13 protein-coding genes and 3 tRNA genes are annotated in these 15,382 nt (G+C 42.6%); 10 read left to right on the top strand and 6 right to left on the bottom strand.

The annotated features are described in order from the left end of the window. Positions 1-464: 464 nt before the first annotated feature. From BP861_RS09385 to lonB, 3 genes are read right to left on the bottom strand one after another with little or no spacing between them, the layout of a single operon-like run. Positions 465-1,775: a TldD/PmbA family protein gene (locus BP861_RS09385; RefSeq protein ID WP_292374668.1), complete on the bottom strand. Its 1,311-nt coding sequence runs from the start codon at positions 1,773-1,775 to the stop codon at positions 465-467. 2 nt (positions 1,776-1,777) lie between these two features. Continuing rightward, complete coding sequence (locus tag BP861_RS09380) at positions 1,778-3,118, bottom strand: TldD/PmbA family protein (RefSeq protein ID WP_292374666.1); 1,341 nt, start codon at positions 3,116-3,118, stop codon at positions 1,778-1,780. Between the two features lie 2 nt (positions 3,119-3,120). Next, on the bottom strand, positions 3,121-5,217 hold the full coding sequence (lonB, locus tag BP861_RS09375) for an ATP-dependent protease LonB (RefSeq protein WP_292374664.1): 2,097 nt from the start codon (positions 5,215-5,217) through the stop codon (positions 3,121-3,123). Positions 5,218-5,796: 579 nt separating this feature from the next. Between lonB and BP861_RS09370 the strand changes: the two genes are divergently transcribed. After that, complete coding sequence (locus BP861_RS09370) at positions 5,797-6,750, top strand: tetratricopeptide repeat protein (protein ID WP_292374662.1); 954 nt, start codon at positions 5,797-5,799, stop codon at positions 6,748-6,750. Positions 6,751-6,861: 111 nt separating this feature from the next. On the opposite strand, the gene BP861_RS09365 is transcribed toward BP861_RS09370, so the two are convergent. Then, entirely contained in the window at positions 6,862-7,266 is a 405-nt protein-coding gene (locus BP861_RS09365) for a hypothetical protein (RefSeq protein WP_292374659.1), read from the bottom strand. 380 nt (positions 7,267-7,646) lie between these two features. On the opposite strand from BP861_RS09365, the gene BP861_RS09360 reads away from it, so the two are divergent. Then, a complete protein-coding gene (locus BP861_RS09360; protein WP_292374657.1) occupies positions 7,647-7,946 on the top strand; it encodes a hypothetical protein in 300 nt (99 codons plus the stop codon). Positions 7,947-8,389: 443 nt separating this feature from the next. Here the strand turns inward: BP861_RS09360 and BP861_RS09355 are convergent, their stop codons facing one another. Then, on the bottom strand, positions 8,390-8,602 hold the full coding sequence (locus BP861_RS09355; protein WP_292374656.1) for a zinc ribbon domain-containing protein: 213 nt from the start codon (positions 8,600-8,602) through the stop codon (positions 8,390-8,392). 205 nt (positions 8,603-8,807) lie between these two features. On the opposite strand from BP861_RS09355, the gene BP861_RS09350 reads away from it, so the two are divergent. The 3 genes from BP861_RS09350 to comE all read left to right on the top strand — a co-directional run bounded on the left by BP861_RS09350 (position 8,808) and on the right by comE (position 11,989). Continuing rightward, positions 8,808-9,266 (top strand): hypothetical protein, encoded by a 459-nt coding sequence (locus tag BP861_RS09350; protein WP_292374654.1) that lies wholly within the window; start codon positions 8,808-8,810, stop codon positions 9,264-9,266. 266 nt (positions 9,267-9,532) lie between these two features. Further along, positions 9,533-10,783, top strand: coding sequence for a cysteate synthase (locus tag BP861_RS09345; protein WP_292374707.1), 1,251 nt, complete (start codon positions 9,533-9,535; stop codon positions 10,781-10,783). A 57-nt stretch (positions 10,784-10,840) separates the two neighbouring features. Next, positions 10,841-11,989: a sulfopyruvate decarboxylase subunit beta gene (gene comE, locus BP861_RS09340; RefSeq protein ID WP_292374653.1), complete on the top strand. Its 1,149-nt coding sequence runs from the start codon at positions 10,841-10,843 to the stop codon at positions 11,987-11,989. Positions 11,990-12,087: 98 nt separating this feature from the next. On the opposite strand, the gene BP861_RS09335 is transcribed toward comE, so the two are convergent. After that, a complete protein-coding gene (locus BP861_RS09335) occupies positions 12,088-13,404 on the bottom strand; it encodes a methanogenesis marker 16 metalloprotein (RefSeq protein WP_292374651.1) in 1,317 nt (438 codons plus the stop codon). Positions 13,405-13,766: 362 nt separating this feature from the next. Here BP861_RS09335 and BP861_RS09330 point away from each other — a divergent pair. The 5 genes from BP861_RS09330 (at position 13,767) to BP861_RS09310 (ending at position 14,903) form a co-directional block, all read left to right on the top strand. Continuing rightward, positions 13,767-13,840, top strand: a tRNA-Val gene (locus BP861_RS09330). Positions 13,841-13,918: 78 nt separating this feature from the next. Further along, positions 13,919-13,993, top strand: a tRNA-Phe gene (locus BP861_RS09325). A 7-nt stretch (positions 13,994-14,000) separates the two neighbouring features. After that, positions 14,001-14,072 (top strand) — tRNA-Gly (locus tag BP861_RS09320). Positions 14,073-14,565: 493 nt separating this feature from the next. Further along, positions 14,566-14,694 (top strand): hypothetical protein, encoded by a 129-nt coding sequence (locus BP861_RS09315; RefSeq protein WP_292374649.1) that lies wholly within the window; start codon positions 14,566-14,568, stop codon positions 14,692-14,694. Continuing rightward, the gene (locus tag BP861_RS09310) at positions 14,691-14,903 is read left to right on the top strand and encodes a MoaD/ThiS family protein (RefSeq protein ID WP_292374648.1); all 213 of its coding nucleotides are present in this window, start codon (positions 14,691-14,693) and stop codon (positions 14,901-14,903) included. The genes BP861_RS09315 and BP861_RS09310 overlap by 4 nt, the downstream gene beginning before the upstream one ends. The last annotated feature ends 479 nt before the right edge of the window (positions 14,904-15,382 follow it).

Below are 15,382 nucleotides of genomic sequence, written 5' to 3'. Positions count from 1 at the left end.
GTATGCTGCCATATAAAATTAGAAGTATATAATTACTGGAGAATATGTATTAAGAACCTATAGTCACAATTGCATATAACCTGTATCGGCAGGCAGACTTTAAAACCTAATTTGACAGAAGCACATATTTTAATGCATAAATGGGTTTTATGCTTCTGTAAATTAGGGTCATGTCCTAACCAATTATCAAAGTCAAGTTTCTTGATTTCTAGATACTATTATTTGAGCTCCACAGACAAACGTTGCCATTTATGCATGTCACAGCAGGATTACCACAAATGAAAAAGGTAGAGTGTGACGCAATTCATAGTATAGCTCCTTATCACGCCTGCCAAAAGCAGGATATAAAAAATAAAAAAGATTCTCAAGTAAAATAATTTATATTAAATCCCCAGACCAGTATTAATCAACTTATCAAGTGAACTTATCAATTCTTGAAAAAAGAGAAGGCTCTTTAAGAGCCTTTAACCTATAACACTCATATCCGAAACCCGGATAGAAGGTGTAATTATTCCTCCGACTTTCCGGACATCAAAGCCTGCCCCTGTGATCTGTTTCAAGAGCTCAAAGGCATTGCCCGAAATCATAAGGGATTTTATAGGCTTATCAAGAGCACCGTCTTTAATTGTGAAGGCATTTCTGGCTTCTACCGAGAAATCCCCTGAAATCGAGTTCGCCGTATGGGCACCGATTACTGTATTTACGAAAACCCCTGATTGCGTATCAGCAATAACATCCGACTGAGGATAATCAATAATAAAGTTCCTGAGCCCTACTGAAGGAGGGTTTGTGTAAGAAGACCTTGAGCCATTCCCTGTACTCTTTAAGCCTGCTTTTCCTGCGGTATAACTGTCATACAGGTAAGTTTCAAGCACACCTTTCTCAATCAAGGTAGTACGCTGCGAGGGAACACCTTCGTCATCCGAAGCAGAAGTTTCAATCCCTGCTTCAATCAACCCATCATCGTAGATGCTGAGTTCCGGAACTGCCAGCTTCTCCCCTACTTTGTCTATCAAGCCTGACCTTCCCTTCTGGACATTATCCGCATCAAGCGAAGGAGCAAGCGCTTCCTCAATAATATCCGCGAAGGCAAATGGATGGAAAATCACATCAGTCTTTTGAGGTTCGGCCTTTATTCCCCCATTGGACCTCAGCGCAAGCTCGGCTGCGTTCTTTCCAAGGGCAAAGAAATCAATATCTAGAGAACGGGAAATTCCAAAATCATAGGCTGTAGAGGTCTGCCCGTTTACTGTAATGACATCCACAAAGCCGGAAACAGCTGTCGATTCCTCTTCAATTTCTATGCCGTTGGTGTTCAGGATAAGTTGCTTGCCCTTCGCCCGGGTAAAGCCTCCTGATGTCGGAAGCGTGCCTGGGATCTCTTTTGTACCTTCAACAAGTCCCAGGGCATAGTCAATACAGGCTTCAAGTTCCAGAGTCTCGACTTTTTTATCGAAAATGCCCGAGACTGTGGGATATTTCTCGTTAGAAGGAAGACTTACCCAGTCAGGGTCGCTTTCCCTGACCCTAGCTTCGGCAACGGCAACTTCAACGGCGCTTTCTATTTGTGCTGCCGAATTCGTGCTGGCAAAGCCAACAGCTCCGTTTACTATAGCCCGGATTCCTATGCCTTCCGAGAAACGGTCTTTAGCATTCTCAAGGGCGTCTTTTCTAAAATTCACGCCTGTTGAGTGATTTGCAGCGTAATAAATTTCGGCTTCTTCAGCCCCTGCCTTTTCTGCAAGTCTGAGGGCTTTTTTTGCAAGCTCGTACATCTTCAGGCACCTCCCACAAGGGCTTTTGAGATCGCAAGGTGAGGAGAACCATCTGATACGGATACAAGCTGCCCGGCTTTTCCGCATCTGCCTGCAGTCATTTTCAGGTCGTTGCCCACAAGGGCCACATGGTTGAGAATCTCAAGAGTTTTGCCGGAGAGAGAGACGTCCCGTATAAGTTCGGCGAGCTCCCCGTTCCTTATCAGGTATCCTTTTTCGGCATTGAACTGGAAAATCCCTTCGCCGGTATTCACCTGTCCTCCTCTCGAGCCTATGAGATACATGCCGTCTTTTACCTCTTCCAGCATCTCTTCAAACCTGGCATCTCCATTATCTATGAAGGTATTACTCATCCTGACAACAGGCATCGAATAACCCTGAGATCTACAGTTCCCTGGAGTTCCTCCAAGTTTCGCTGCAGTTTCCCGGGAGTGGAGATAGGAATTGAAAACTCCGTCCTTGATTATTTCTGTCCTTTTTGATTGTGCCCCTTCGGCATCAAAAGGATAGTATCCGAACTCGTGCAGGGTAGGGTCATCGATAATCGTAACAAGGGGGGATGCAATCTGTTCTCCGATCCGGTTTTCAAGGATTGAGTCTCCTTCAAGCACAAGATCAGCCTCAGATGCGTGCCCAACAGCTTCATGGGCAAAGACGCCAGCCAGTTCTTGGTCAAGAATTACAGGCATTTCTCCGCCTTTAGGGGTCTTCGCTTTGAGGAGTTCGATTGCAGTATTTCCTGCTTTGCCGGCAAGTTCCAGCACGTTCTCTTTCTCAAAGAGTTCGTATCCGTATCCAAAGCGGCTTTCTCTGCCTGCCTGGTATACTCCGTTTTCCGAAGCAACTGCCGAAACTGCAAAGCCGACGTTCTGAAGCTCATAAGCACATTCAATACCATCAGAACTTCTGTATTCAACTTTAAACTCGGATTCCAGGTACATTACTTTGGTACTGTTGATGCCCTTTACTTTCGCGCTGGCTTCTATGCTTTTTAAAAGATCGACTTTTTCCTCAATGGAGACATCCCTTGGATCAATTCTGACTTCAGGGAGATTCTCTACTTCCGGAGGGTTTATAGCTGCAAGTTCTACGTCTTCCTTGGGGGTATTTGCATTCATAGAAAAAGCAAGTTTTGAGGCCGCCTCAACGCCCTGTTTGAGGTCGATCTCTCCTTCCACAGACGTATAACCCCAAGAACCACCACAGAGGGCCCTTACACCGGCCCCCCGTGTAAAGTTTCTGGATATCTCTTCGATCTTTCCGTTATCCAGAATAATTGAGGTGGAGCTGCCCTCAATTACCCTGCAGTCATAAAATTTAATGTCCTGCATAATGCCTGTCATGATCAGTTCCTGCACCCAAAAAGATTCTTAGCCTGTACGGAAGCGGGTGAAACCTCAGGAATATCGAAGCTTAGCTTTGTAAGATTTCTGAGTTTTTCGATAATTGAGTTCTTTTTCGGGCCCACAAGGCTGTGTTCCATTACCTCCGCAATGGAGGAAACGGGAATGATCTGGATTTTTTCCTTGTATGCCTTCTCAATAAGGACATCAGCTTCGTTTGCTTTTGGAATAATGACTTTCTTCATCCCAGCCTGAGCCGCAGCTTCAATCTTATATGTAACTCCGCCTACAGGCAGGACATCTCCCCTCACTGAAAGGGAGCCTGTCATCGCTACAGTCTGGTCTACAGGAATCTTTTCGATGGCAGATATGACAGCTGTTGCAATGGAAACCGATGCACTGTCTCCTTCCACACCTTCGTAGGTTCCTACAAACTGAATATGGACATCATGTCTGGATATATCCGTACCAGTCATGTTTTTAATCACAGCAGAGACGTTTTGCACTGCTTCCTTTGCAATTGTCTTTAGCTTACCTGTTGCTATAATTCGTCCTTCAGCTCCGGAAATTGCAGGGGTGACTTCGGACACGATAGGGAGTACGATTCCTGAGTCTCCACCCATGACCGCAAGCCCGTTGACCCTGCCCACAGCAGACCCTCTTCTGAGGAATGATTCGTATTCCTTGCGCTGTTCCAGGTAGCTGTCTGCAAGCTGCTGTTCTATAGATCTTGCGATTCTCTTTGCCGCTAGTACGTGCTCTGCGGTTGTTAATGGAGCGCCTTCGGAGTGGGCAATGTCTCCTGCCACACGTACAAGCCCGCCAAGATCACGAAGCTTGAGAGTAAGGTGGCCTTTCCTACCTGCCCGCCGACGGGCTTCCCGGATTACTTCTTCCACTGCACCTTCATCGAAGTGAGGAATATGTCCGTCCCGAACAACTTCCTGGGCAACGAAACGAACCATTTTCTTCCGGTTCTCAGGAGTATCTTCCATGGAGTCCCGCATGTATACTTCGTAGCCGTAACCTTTTATTCTTGACCTAAGCGCAGGGTGCATCTTCTGTACGGCATCGAGGTTCCCTGCAGAAACCATAATAAAATCGCAGGGTACAGGCTCAGTTTTGACAAGAGCGCCTGAACTTCTCTCGGACTGCCCGGTAATTGGGTATTCCTTTTCCTGAAGAGCAGTCAGGAGACTCTGCTGGGATTCCAGCTTGAGAGTATTGATTTCGTCAATAAAGAGTACACCTTTGTGGGCCTTGTGGATATCTCCGGCTTCTACCCTGTCGTGAGCAGGAGTTTCAAGCCCGCCTGACTGGAACGGGTCGTGCCTCACATCCCCAAGCAGAGCCCCTGCGTGAGCTCCGGTGGCATCGATATAGGGTGCGTGCTCTTTGTCATAATTTGAAACCGCCATTTTCGGGATCATCATTTCTTCTTTAGGCAAGAACTGGCGGGTTAACATGAGAATCATAATGCCTGCAATAATGCCCCAGAGTAATTGACCAACAAAATATGAGTAAATGATAATGCCCACAACAAAAAGCATCATGAGCATATTTCTGGCCTGGGCTTTCTTTCTGGCCTCCATTTTGTGAGCCATGACGATTTCTCTGCCCTTTCCGGCAGGAACCTCCCTTATTTTGGGGTTGTTCAGGTCTTCCATGTTAGGATATACAAGGATATCTTTGAGTTCTTCTTTAGGAAGAAGTTCTGCCATTGCTTTTGCAAGCAGGGATTTCCCTGTCCCTGGAGTCCCTATCATCATGATATGCCGTCTCTGGCTAGCTGCCTTTTTCACGACTTCTACGGCATGCTCCTGCCCCAGCACTTGGTCAATAAGAAGTTTGGGTACATCGATATTAGAAGTATTTTCAAACTGGAAGCCGATATCAATATCTTCATCCATGTCCTGATCGGACTCAGACTCGGCCTTAACTTGATTGGATTCAAACCCGGTCATACCCCCACCGGATTCATCCTTCTTCTGGTCGGCCGCAGACTTGTCTCCATCCTGAACGGGCTCGCCAATATTTTGAGCGGGTTCGTCCATCTTCCCCGAAGACTCGTCTATGTTCTGATTATTATTATATACCATGGTTAGCTCACATATTCGAACGTTATTGAATAGACGTTACTGATCGATATATATACTTGACGTTTTCGAAAAAATGATCTATTTAATGATAAAATTATTGGCAAAAAGCGGGATGCCACAATAAAGAATTTCTCGATTTACTGTGACCCCATCCATATTTCGACTAATTATATAGACTTTCGGTATATAAAATTAACCTACTACTAAATGTATAATATAGAAACCTTTTATTATATACTTATTTGCTAATTACCTATTTGGCTCGAAAACGCGATAGATAATCAATTTTCAAATCATTGCTTAATGATAGTTTCAGCTCTTTTATGATATTCCTCTATAAATACATTGAGCATTGTTCGCTAATTTAGAGCCAATTTAGATTTGGATCCCAATAGTTAAAAAATATATACGAGTTAATTCCGAGTTAGTCAAAACTGGCTCAGAATGATTTAGCGCTAGCTCATCCCATTTCAGAGCTAAATTAGAGGTAATTAGGAGATAAGTCTAAGCTATGTCCTGCCGGCTATTCATAAATCGGCATCGACAGCTATTTAAAAAAACAAGAGGCATTTTTCTCTTATGTCCAGAAGCAAGGTAAAAAATCTTCTCCTTCTAAAGCAAATTCACAGTGCCGTAGCCCAGATCCGAAAAGGCAAGATGGATAAAGCCCTTGAAACCCTAGATAAAGCCGAAGACTCTGCAAGGAAAGCAAAAGCCACCGACGCCGTATATTATATTCTTTTTATGCGTGGAGGCATCTTTTATACTGAGTCAAAGTATGATGAAGCCCTCGAAACCTATGAAAAGGCGCTTGATGCAGGTTCGGAACTCCTTAAAACTAACCCTGAAAATAACGATTACCAGCACTACATGGGCACAACCCTGAGCAATACCGGAAACCTTCTTAAAAGGAAAGGCGAAAATTCGAAAGCTGTCGAATATTATGCTCAGGCCCGTGAGACCTATGTAAATCTTCTGGCAAAAGAGCCTGGAAATGCAGTCTTCCGATCTGCTGCCGGCGAGAACCTTAACAACTATGCAGCTCTCCTTACGGACATGAGTTCTTTTGAAGAAGCATGTGAAGTCCTCAGGCAGGCGATTGAGCTCTACGAAAAGCTTCTTGAAGAAAAGCCCGACAACCTGGGCTATCAAGCCGAACTCGCAGTCGCGCTCAGTCAGCTTGGAAAATGCCTGATCCAGCAGAGTCCGGAAAACTGCGATACTGCAAAACGAAGCCTTGAAAAAGCTCTTTCCATGCAGGAAAACATCCTCACCCAGCAGCCCGAAAACGCAACTATTATAGATGCCATTGCTTTAACCCGGGAGAGACTTGAAAAACTGGAAACCCTGGAAAAACAGGAAAAGCCTGAAAATCTGGAAAATCTGGAAACCCTGGAAGAACAGGAAAAAACAGAAACTTTGGAAAAACAAGAAAAGCCTGAAAATCTGGAAAATCCGGAAACCCTGGAAGAACAGGAAAAAACAGAAACTTTGGAAGAAAAAGAAAATCCGGAAAATTCGGAAAGGCTTTAAGGTTTTTATCTCAAATGCGCCGGCAGCATCATAGAGAGCTGAGTCATAGAGGATAGCGCCATAGAGCCTATAATCTCTTAAAATCCGCAAAAATCCGAACACTTCAACTTTTTACAGGTTCTCCTTTGAAAACAGCAGCATGTGCACATAAAGCAAAATCAGCAGGCCTGCAACGATTCCTGAGATAAACTGGAAAGTAAAGTATGAATAAACAACCAGCCCAAGCACGAAGAGAGTAATAAGAATGTTTGCAAGCCGAACTCTCTTCCTCATCTGAGGATCTAGCGGAGTTCCGGCTTCTTTTTCATCTAGCTGACATTCCCTAAAGTAACTCCTTTCTCTTTTCATAAGGAAATAGAGTCTCAGAATGAGAACATCAATAACTATGCCCCAGAGAAGCTGGCCGATATATAATGTATAAAAGAGGATAGCTGCGAGAAAGATACTCACAAGCAGGAGGTATATTTTTTCTCGTTTTCTAATTTCAAGAATCTCGATTCTACCCTTCCCCCTCACTCTTTAGATCTTTTTCTTCAATTATTTCTCTATCTACGTATTTACTTTTTCCCAAATACCTTCTTTAGAAATCAATAAACATCAAATTGTTAGAAAACTTGGGTTTAAGTGAGACTCCTTAAATCTGAACAAAACGATCTGGAATTAAAAAATTAGAAAAAGAGTCCTGTTTCAAGCTGGAGAATATTGAATTGTCTAAAATCTAATTCGTGACAACTGTAATCAGTCTTCTGAACCCGAATTTGTCCACGCGCCATCTGCGCGATTTTTCCCAGTGTGCAAAGAAAGAGAAGCAAACTATCTCTTATTCTTACATTTTTTGCTACAACTTCATAGTAAAAAACACAATGTTTAAGCTATCCTGAATTTATTTTTTCATTATGTCAGAGAGTTTGAGAGATTCAGCTGAAAGACATTTTCAAAAGACCTTATTCTTAATGCAAACAGTCAAGCCAGAGGAAGCCTTAAAAGAGCTGGAATTAGCTGAAAAAGATGCAAATAAAGCGAAAGCAAATGATATTTTTCTAAATGTCCAAACCATAAAAGGACATATAATTCGGGCCTTGGGGGAGTACGAAGAAGCCTTGAAAATTCATGTTCTTTCCTTAAAAGCTATAGAAGAATCTCTATTTAAAGATCCTGCTAACGAATTTTATCAGGGAATTTGTGGAACTAATTAACAGAATAAACTCCTGTAATGATCATAATGAATTGAAATGCATGCTTATAAAAGAAAGGGGAAGTATTGAGAAAAAACAGAGGATGTTGAAATCTCCCTAATAAAACAATTCTCTCCTTTAACAAATAAACATATTCAGAATCTTGATGAGCATAAAATTGAAGAATTAAAAGAAAAATGTCTTTTTCTTTTCATCCCTAATAATTGAAATCAATCTCAGGACTAATAATGTGTAGGCTTCGTGAGAATAATCCCAATCTTCTCTATTTATTTTGTTTTTACTGATTCTTTTGCTTGGATTTTATTCATGAAAAGGCCGCTCTCCTTCGTCGAGCGTGAAAAGCTCCCGTAAAGACGCCACTCTCTAGTCCCAAGTAATAGACGGTCAAAAAACAAAAAAGGAGTAAAAAATAATTTTCGCCAAAAAACTCCTGTATTGGCTCATTACGATGTGAACAGGTCGAAAATATTCCCCAGCATGCTACTGTCTGTCTGATAAAATTCGGTGTATTTACAGCGCTTGCAGGTGACATGAGTGAATTTCTTGTTCTGGACATCGAAGAGTTTACTGAGAAAGCCGCCTGTGGTGCGGATCTCACCGGTTTCGTAGGAGGTGTTCCCGCATTTGGGGCACACGAAGTTAAATTCTTTGCTCATTTTCTGGTCTCGTTATTATTTTGGTATCCTTATTTGAGTCTCATTATTTTTAGTCTCTTTATTTGTATTCTCGTTTTTATCTTACTGGAACCTCACTGGAAATTGCCAGTTAATCAGGGGTAGCTTCAATCTGGCAATATTTAACATTATTGCAAAAACAGAGGAAAGAGATATTAGAATAAAAGATAATTACTGCGTAAGAGCTATGAAAACAAAAGCTATGATTACAATCGCCCTGTTAATCTCGGCTGTGCTGATGGCTGCAAGGGTATCCCCGGGAATTGATAATGATCAGTTCAGGGAAGGGAAGTATATTCACCTTGACAGTATGGAAATTGCATTCAGTAAAACTGATGCAGACATCAGTATTGAATACCATCTGAGTCCTTTTGCTCAGACTTACATATTTCTTTTCGGAAGCAAACATCTGGAGCCCAAGATAAAAGATATTTTCTTTGACTTTGATAACGTGGAAGTCAAGGAGATAGGGAGAACAAGTGCTTCGCTCCAGATACTAAACATTTCTAGGAAAGAGGCCGGAAACTACCTGTGTGATCCTTACGAATTAGGAATACAATCTGATAGCCTTACCTTTGTTTATCCTCCCAAAGGCGTGAAAAAGAGTTATGAAAATGTGAGAGTTACTCCGCCGGTCTTTTATTAAGTAAAAGAGAAGAGTTGATATAAATTACCTGCTTAACATTAATTACCCATTTACTTTTAGTTTCTTCTACTTCCTCAACCCTTTCTTCTCTCAACTACCTCTTTTTATTTTACTCATTTGTTAATCCGATAAAGTGATTCTCTTCTCATTAGTAAGGTTTAATATCCGGATAAGGCAACTAATTTAAAAATGTAATACAAAAAGGCCATTTTATACATATTTCAGGAATGTATTTTTAATAAGAAACCCAATTTTCTTTGATAGCGATGGGAAGATTTAAACTGAAATGTCTGAAGTGCGGAAAAGAATATGGCCAGGAATACAGGCTCATGTGTGAGAATGACGACTCCTTTTTGCGGGCGAACTACTCCGAAAAAAGACTGGAACTAAGAAACCAGCCAGGCATTGGAAGGTTCCATTCCTGGCTTCCAGTTCAGGAAGAACTTACTACGGATGCAGGACCTATAACTTACAAAAGTGAAGCTTTTGCCAGAGAACTCGGGCTTTCAAACCTTTATATAGGGTTCAGCGGTTATTGGCCTGAAAGGGAGGCTTTCACTAAAACCTGCAGTTTTAAAGAGCTAGAAGCCCACCCAACCATGCAGCTCCTGAAAGAGACCGGAGGAAAAGCCTTAGTACTTGCCTCTGCCGGAAATACCGGCCGGGCCTTTGCGCACGTCTCGGCTTTGACAGGAATTGATGTCTATATAGTTGTACCGGATTCCGGAGCTTCGAATCTATGGCTGCCTGAAGAACCCACTGAATCTATTCATCTCATCAGTATGAGTCCAGGAAATGATTACACTGATGCTATTAATCTCGCAGGCCGGATTGCAAAGCTGCCTGGCATGGTTTCCGAAGGCGGAGCAAGAAATATCGCCAGAAGAGACGGAATGGGCACTGTAATGCTGGATGCAGCATTAACTATAGGAAAAATGCCTGACCACTATTTCCAGGCAGTAGGAAGCGGTACAGGAGGAATTTCAGTATGGGAAGCTGCAATACGCCTCAGGGCCGATGGACGATTCGGACAAAAACTCCCGAAACTTCAGCTTGCCCAAAACCTTCCTTTTGTTCCCATGTACAATGCCTGGCAAGAAAAAAGAAGAGAAATTATTCCAGAACTTGACATGAAGGATGCAAAGAAACAGGTAGAAGAAACCTATGCTACCGTGCTTACCAACCGTACTCCTCCGTATGGGGTCACGGGCGGGTTATACGATGCGCTTGTCGATACCGACGGAATAATGTACTCAATTACTAGAGAAGAAGCCCTTGAAGCTAAGGCCCTTTTTGAATCCCTGGAAGGAATCGATATCCTGCCCCCGTCAGCAGTTGCGACCGCTTCCCTATTAAAAGCCGTGGAAGCAGGAAACGTTGGAAAGGATGAAACTATTCTTCTGAATCTTGCAGGCGGAGGATACGAACGTCTGAAAGAAGACTTCACACTTTACCAGATCGAGCCAGTAACTACTGCCAAAAATTCTGATATTCCATTAGAAGAACTTAATCTCTGAATGCGAAATAACTCTGAAGAAGAAATGTATGAAAAAGAAAGCTGAAGAGGCATGTGCATGGCAAATCCGGAAGAAGAAGTCATAGCAATAATGAAAAAGGCAGGTATCGACTTTGCCGCAACTCTTCCCTGTGACAGGATTAAAAACCTGCTTCCCCTGGTTTCTGAGAATTTTCCTGAAATCAGGTTAACAAGAGAAGAAAACGGTGTGGGCATTTGTGCCGGGGTTTACCTTGCAGGGGGGAAGCCCATGATGCTTATCCAGAGCACAGGGCTTGGAAATATGATTAATGCCTTGGAATCCCTGAATGTAATCTGCAGGATCCCCTTACCTGTTCTGGCAAGCTGGCGCGGGGTTTACGCTGAAGGAATCGAAGCCCAGGTTCCGCTTGGGTCCCATCTCCCGGCAATCCTTGAAGGAGCAGGGCTGGAATATACAATAATTGACGAAGCCGAAAAACTCCCTCTCCTTGAAACCGTGATAAAAGACGCTTTTGAGAACCTCAGGCCACATATAGCCCTGATTTCCCCGAAAGTTTGGGAAGGTTCGGATTGCTGTGCCTGGGAAGCGGCGGGACTGCCCGAAAAACCGGAGCTTATGGAAAGAACTTGCAGTTTTAATCTTACAAGGGAAACACTCAGGCCAGTAATGCTCAGGAATGATGCTATCTGCGCAATTGCTTCTCAACTTGATGACGAAATTACGGTAACAAATCTGGGGGTTCCCTGCAAGGAACTTTATGCCTGCAAGGACAGGGAGCTCAATTTCTATATGTTTGGCTCAATGGGGCTCGTTTCGTCGATAGGCCTTGGCCTTGCTCTTCTAACCGAGAAGACGGTTGTGACCTTTGATGGGGACGGTAGCCTGCTTATGAATCCCAATGCCCTGCTCGAAATTGCCAGAGAAGCCCCGAAAAATCTTATAATTATCGGCCTTGACAATGGTGCATATGGTTCTACAGGTTCGCAGGAAACCTGCGCCCTTCGTTATATTGACCTGGAAACTTTTGCAACAGCCTGCGGAATTCAGAATACGGCTAAAGTAAACAGTCCAGAGGGGTTAATAGAAGCTTTCAGGAAGTTTCGTGCCATGCAGGAACTTTCCTTTATCCATGTAATCCTGAAGCCTGGAAATACAAAAGCTCCCAATATCCCCCTGAGCCCTGAAGAGGTTACAAAACGTTTTAAAGAGGCTTTAAAAGCCTGAAGGCCGAAGATATTTCAAAAACAAAGGGATTATGAAAACAAGCATCTAAAAATAAAAATCACAAGTTACAAGAATATGTAAAGGAGAGAAGAACGTTGTCACTCTCTCCAGCTTATTTTTTCTACAGGCTCACTAAGCCTAAATCTTCCTGTGAGAATTTTCTCTTTGAGTTCTTCGGCCGCCAGAATTGCCCTTGCGCGATCGGACTGGCGCAAGGTTACCTTAATGTCCCTGAGGCAGCCTCCGGTTGCGCACCTGACAGAGCCCAGGTTTGCACTGAATGCTTCCCCCCTGCACTTTGAGATACAGAGCCCGCAGTTAAAGCAAAATTCCGGACTGTGTACAGCTCCGTTTTCTCCTCGGCTTACCGCACCCATGGGACAGGCTTCGATTACAAGGCAATCCTTACAATTAAGGCATTTTTCGGGCTCGTACTTAATATTCATGTCCACATTATCCCATACATCCCCGTAGGTGATTTCACAAAGTGGGATTCGCCCTGCTAGGTCTACGAGCTTCAGCGGGATTTTCTTATCCAGCTTCAGGATATTTTCCAGTATTCCTTCGTGAAGAATCGGAATCGGGACAGCCCAGGTATTGATTATTTCAGGGCCGGCAGAAGTTTTGAAGCCTCCCATGTACTCAGGGGTCATGTCATGCATGTCCGCAAAACCAGTCAGGTTAGGATTATCAGGAGCGCTTCGAGTGCCAGCCCCAGTAACAAATCCATCCGCTCCATTGAAAAGTACTCTTGTTCCGATTCCTATGGTCTCTAGCTTGGGATCGTTTTCGATTGGATTTAACTCGCCACAGCCACAAAACGTCATTTCCTTAAACTCACCTTCAAACGGCAGGGCATGGAAGATAGTTTTGATAGGCTCTTTTCCGGGATTTACAAATGCCCTATAATTCTTAAAAGCATGTCTTGTTGCATTGAGTTTCGCATAGGGGATATCGGATAGCCGCGTTTCTACCGAGAAGCGTTTTCCTTCACTGGTAGTCACATCAACTTTAACGTTTTTTCCTTCTACCAGTTCTCTGAACAGGTGTCCGCCTCCGTAATTAGGATCAAACTTACTGTGAGCGGTTCCGAGTACGATTAGGTCCAAAATTCCAAGCCTTTCGTTAGGGCAGGGACCTACAACTGCCGGCACGCCGTTTAGCAGGACTTCAGATGCCTTTACAAATGAGTCAGGCTCTGAAACTTTGAACGAAAGTACGGCATAAGTTCCGCTCATAATGCCGCGTGTTGCAGTTGTTACAACATCCACGTCTTCGAGCTTTATCTCCTCTCCTGCTCGAATTCTCTCGCTAATTTCCGCAGCGGTAAGAACAACTGCGTTTCCCTCATCAATTTTATTCTGGATTTCCGAGATTGTCCGGGACGTCCCTGTATTATCAAATGCTCCGTTCATGTTTCCCTCACCCGGGATATTGAATTCATCCTATTTTAGTGACATGTTCGTTCTTAAAGGGGTAGGATTTCCTAGAATAGTGTTTAAAAAACAGATTAAAAAGAGGCCATTAGTAAAGAATAAAATAAGTAAAGAAGGAAATAAGGAATGAAAGATTTTTAAGGATTGAGCAGAGGATAAATTTGAGCCGGGATTTCAAAGTATGAGGTAACAGCGAAAAAACACTTGATAAGAGTGTAAAGTCCTTTGTCTTTCGAGGCTGATTGATATAGAAGTAATCCAAACCACCCAAAACTTATATAAATGATGATGCGTACTATGGAGTTGCACTTTGGTGCGAAAAACGTAAGCAACAAGCTAATGGGCTCGTGGTCTAGACGGTTATGACGTCGCCTTGACATGGCGGAGGTCCTGAGTTCGAATCTCAGCGGGCCCACTAAAAAATTTTCCGGAGCTTTTTTCGGAAAATGAAAGCAGGCTATTACTCTTACATAGACATCAAACTTATCTGCCTGCCCAGGTAGCTCAGTGGGAGAGCGCTGCCCTGAAGAGGCAGTTGTCCCCGGTTCGAATCCGGGTCTGGGCACCATCATAGAACATCAGTAGTGTAGCGGTCATCACCGGGCGTTGCCAACGCTCGAACCCGGGTTCGAATCCCGGCTGGTGTATATATATTATCCGAGTCAATTTCCAAATCTATTTACTTTTAAGAAAAAAATAAGCTTTTAAAGTTTTTTGTCTTTTCTCCTTACTTATTCTTTTTTAGCGCCATTTTTCCAGACTGATCCTATATTAAAATTTTTTGCTTTGAGTTTGAAATATTTATTATATTGACTAGTTACTCAAACAAACTTTAGTTTCTGAATAATTATCTACTAACTTAGTCTCTAAATATTAACATTTTGTCTTTTATTGTCAATACTATGAATGATATCTTATTCAATGTTAACCTATGGTTTAACCTTTTGTTTAGAGTGAATGGTTACTATAGAGTTTGAAAGTATATATGTTAACCAACTTATTGTCAACCAAAAAATTAATTAAAATAAAAAATCATTATAATTATTGGATATACATCTCGAGAAGACAGAGAGACAAGTCTGCTTGAAGAGATCTATACCAACTATGTTGCAAACCTGAAAAATCGTAAGGAGATCTAAAATGACAGGAAAGTTCCAGAAGAGAAATGCAGAACGGAAAGGCATCAGAAAAGAATATGAACTGGAGCAGAAGTTAATAAAGGAAATCGTAGGCGAAATTCAGGTAAGCGGCGGTGGATCAATAGAGTGAGTAAAAAAGTACACATAACAATCCAAGCTGGAGAGATTTCTGAGCAGACCGTAGAAATAGCTGAAAGCGCTACCTACGAAGACCTGCTTAATACTTTGGATATAAATCAGGAAACAGTACTTGTATTAAATGAAGGGAATGCTGTTCCCCTTGACGGGGCAGTCAGTTCCGATAGGCTAACAATCCTCCGAGTTGTCACAGGGGGCTGACCTGCCAGCAAAAGGCAGAACCTCTCATTTATTACAATTTCTTTTTTCCACCTTTTTTAAAAGTCCCTGTTTAGAGTTTTCATTATTGGAAGCTTTTCTTTGAGTTTAAACATTATTTCCTCCCAAATTGCGTGTCAGGATCATGGAAAATTAAATATTTTCTATGAGTTTCTATATAATCACAACAGCACGCTGCTCTTTTCCCTTTTTGGGAACACAATTTCTTTTTTCACTCCTTTCTCAAGCAGACCGATTTAAGATGTAGTTAAAGGGGGATAAAAGGAGCTAAAAAGAAATTCATAAAGAAAGAGCTGTTAGAAGTAAAAGGTAATTAAGCCTAGAAAAATAACAATAAAAGGTACGATATTAGGTAAAAAAAGTCTTAAATGAAGTCAATTTTCAGCGCGAATGTTTATTAGAAGCAGAAAAATCCAAAAAAGTAAAAACAGGGGCGAAAAATGACGAGAAAAATTTTAAGA

The sequence above is a fragment of the Methanosarcina sp. UBA411 genome (assembly GCF_002495725.1).
Classification (GTDB): Archaea; Halobacteriota; Methanosarcinia; order Methanosarcinales; family Methanosarcinaceae; genus Methanosarcina.
The sequence above is the reverse complement of the archived record's forward strand: the minus strand, read 5'-3'. Positions and strand labels throughout refer to the sequence as shown.

Coding starts and splice junctions, on each gene's coding strand:
- BP861_RS09385 (WP_292374668.1), bottom strand. CDS start 1,775: ATGTACGAGCTTGCAAAAAAAGCCCTCAGACTTGCAGAAAAGGCAGGG.
- BP861_RS09380 (WP_292374666.1), bottom strand. CDS start 3,118: ATGACAGGCATTATGCAGGACATTAAATTTTATGACTGCAGGGTAATT.
- lonB (WP_292374664.1), bottom strand. CDS start 5,217: ATGGTATATAATAATAATCAGAACATAGACGAGTCTTCGGGGAAGATG.
- BP861_RS09370 (WP_292374662.1), top strand. CDS start 5,797: ATGTCCAGAAGCAAGGTAAAAAATCTTCTCCTTCTAAAGCAAATTCAC.
- BP861_RS09360 (WP_292374657.1), top strand. CDS start 7,647: ATGTCAGAGAGTTTGAGAGATTCAGCTGAAAGACATTTTCAAAAGACC.
- BP861_RS09355 (WP_292374656.1), bottom strand. CDS start 8,602: ATGAGCAAAGAATTTAACTTCGTGTGCCCCAAATGCGGGAACACCTCC.
- BP861_RS09350 (WP_292374654.1), top strand. CDS start 8,808: ATGAAAACAAAAGCTATGATTACAATCGCCCTGTTAATCTCGGCTGTG.
- BP861_RS09345 (WP_292374707.1), top strand. CDS start 9,533: ATGGGAAGATTTAAACTGAAATGTCTGAAGTGCGGAAAAGAATATGGC.
- comE (WP_292374653.1), top strand. CDS start 10,841: ATGGCAAATCCGGAAGAAGAAGTCATAGCAATAATGAAAAAGGCAGGT.
- BP861_RS09335 (WP_292374651.1), bottom strand. CDS start 13,404: ATGAACGGAGCATTTGATAATACAGGGACGTCCCGGACAATCTCGGAA.
- BP861_RS09315 (WP_292374649.1), top strand. CDS start 14,566: ATGACAGGAAAGTTCCAGAAGAGAAATGCAGAACGGAAAGGCATCAGA.